At 47.1% G+C, this 1,392-nt stretch carries 2 protein-coding genes and 1 pseudogene; all 3 read left to right on the top strand.

Features of this window, described 5'->3' with window-relative positions:
* A pseudogene (locus PGX78_RS08285) lies at window positions 1-236 on the top strand (molybdopterin-binding protein); the annotation flags it as partial.
* Between the two features lie 9 nt (window positions 237-245).
* A complete protein-coding gene (gene moaC / locus PGX78_RS08280) occupies window positions 246-746 on the top strand; it encodes a cyclic pyranopterin monophosphate synthase MoaC (protein ID WP_270446473.1) in 501 nt (166 codons plus the stop codon).
* Window positions 736-1,392, top strand: a 657-nt coding sequence (locus PGX78_RS08275; RefSeq protein ID WP_270446472.1) for a radical SAM protein, incomplete at its 3' end; no start/stop codon positions are given. The genes moaC and PGX78_RS08275, both read left to right, overlap by 11 nt.

The following is a 1,392-nucleotide window of genomic DNA, read 5'->3' as shown; positions in this document are numbered from 1 at the left end:
GCGCACCGGTTTTGCCGGGAGCCATGTTTCTTTTGTCGTATACGACAGATGCCCGTCCTGTTGTCGGCTTGCCCGGGTGCGTTATGTATGCAAAACGGACGATTTTCGATTTGGCTTTGCCTTATTTGATGTCCGGTACGGAATTGGATGCGGTGACTTTGGCGCGTATGGGTGAGGGCGGGTTATGTCTGGACTGTCCCGTCTGTACCTTCCCCAATTGCGGGTTCGGTAAGTAGGTGTGATGCATGGCAAAATTTACACATATTGATGAAAAAGGAAATGCTCTCATGGTTGATGTGGGACATAAACAAGTTACATCACGGATGGCTTTGGCGACCGGTCGGATTTTTATGAACGATGAGTGTTACAAAGCCGTCAAAAACGGTCAAGTTACAAAGGGTGATGTCCTGGGAACAGCCCGTATTGCGGCAATTATGGCGGCGAAGAAGACAAGTTCCTTGATACCTCTTTGTCACAATTTATTGATTACCAAGTGCACGGTAGATTTCGTGTTTCATGATGAGGCGCGTGCCGTTGAAGCACAATGTCGGGTTTATTGTGAAGGTAAGACAGGTGTTGAAATGGAAGCTCTTACGGGAACATCCGTGGCTCTACTGACCGTATATGACATGTGCAAAGCCGTCGATAAGAGAATGGTAATTTCCGAGGTACATTTAGAAGAAAAGACGGGCGGTAAGAGCGGTCCCTTCTTGTTTAACGAAGGCGGTGAAAACCGTGAAAGATAAGTCGGGGAGAAGTATAAACTATTTGCGCATTTCCGTAACGGATAAGTGTAATTTTCGTTGCCGCTATTGTATGCCCGACCCCGTTCCAGATGTGGAACATGAAGAAATCTTGCGGTATGAGGAGATCTTACGTATTTGTGAAGCGGCCGTTCGCCTAGGTATTCGAAAATTTAAGATTACGGGCGGTGAACCGCTGGTGCGTAAGGGCTGTGTCGACTTTATGCGACGTTTAAAAGAAACGGATGGGGTAGAGACTGTTACGCTTACGACGAACGGCATGTTCGTAAAAGAGCATATAGAAGAGTTTAAACACATGGGATTGGACGGTATTAATATCAGTCTCGATACATTGGATCGTAAACAGTTTCGTCGTCTGACAGGAACGGACGGAGCGGATGCGGTTGTAGATGCCGTAGCTGCTTGCGTATCTGCCGGACTTAAGGCCAAGATCAACTCGGTTCTTCTCAGTGAAACGAAAAGCCAGATCTTACGCCTGGCACATTTGGCGCAAGAGATGCCTGTTGATGTGCGTTTTATAGAAGTTATGCCTATCGGCTTCGGTCGCTTTGAAAAAGGTCCGACAGAGGATGAGGTTTTGCAGATATTACAAGCAGAATATCCTGATTTGGCTTATCGCCGGGATGTA

The organism is Megasphaera sp. AF13-6AC, assembly GCF_027685385.1.
Classification (GTDB): domain Bacteria; phylum Bacillota; class Negativicutes; order Veillonellales; family Megasphaeraceae; genus Megasphaera; species Megasphaera micronuciformis.
The sequence above is the reverse complement of the archived record's forward strand: the minus strand, read 5'-3'. Positions and strand labels throughout refer to the sequence as shown.